The organism is Ligaoa zhengdingensis (assembly GCF_014384885.1).
Taxonomy (GTDB): Bacteria; Bacillota; Clostridia; order Oscillospirales; family Ruminococcaceae; genus Ligaoa; species Ligaoa zhengdingensis.
This window is the reverse complement of record NZ_JACRST010000102.1, coordinates 1-619: the sequence shown is the minus strand read 5'-3', so window position 1 is coordinate 619 and position 619 is coordinate 1. Positions and strand designations below refer to the sequence as shown.

1 protein-coding gene and 1 pseudogene are annotated in these 619 nt (G+C 56.5%); both read right to left on the bottom strand.

What is annotated here, in order from left to right:
- Positions 1-182 (bottom strand): annotated as a pseudogene (locus H8711_RS13890) (hypothetical protein); the annotation flags it as partial.
- A gap of 26 nt (positions 183-208) precedes the next feature.
- Positions 209-619: antirestriction protein ArdA (locus tag H8711_RS13885; protein WP_249283912.1), on the bottom strand; the 411-nt coding region annotated here is incomplete at its 5' end.

The window sequence follows — 619 nt, the reverse complement described above, 5'->3', positions numbered from 1 at the left end:
TGGTACATGGGGTCCACCCGGGATTTCTGCTGTTCCGCTATGGCGGCGGCCTTGTCCACCATTGCCCGGTATTCCGCCGTTGCGCTCCCTTCCTTGTAGTCGGAAAAGCTGTTCATTTCCTTTGCCCGGCGGGCGGCTCCTTCATTGATAGGGTAATAGTTGATGGTATGCACCTCCTTCATGCTTCGGGCCATGCTGGCCCGAAGTCCTACCGTTCTTCATGGGAAGGCCCCGCCTTGTCCTTTTTCGGAGCGGGCGGGGCTTCTTGAAACCGTTTGAGTGCAGCGAGAATGGAGTGGACAGGCTCGGCCTTTTCAGGATAGGCAAATATCCGGTGTTCCGGCGGAATGTCCTGCGGCCCGTGGTAATACTCCTTGAAGCCCTCCGGGACTGCCGAGACATACCCACCGGGAGCGAATACGCCGCCCTCGTTGATACGCACATCCCGCCCGTATGCCTCATAATCGAAGTAGTTCTGAATGTGCTCCGGTATGTCGATGGTCCCAAGCTCGTCGGCGTAAAGACGGCCCAGCCCTTCATCATCGGAAATATCCGGGTAAAAGCGGTAAAGGTCAAGGTTCTGCGTCAGGTTTATCAAATCCTTCACGCTCCTTGTGTG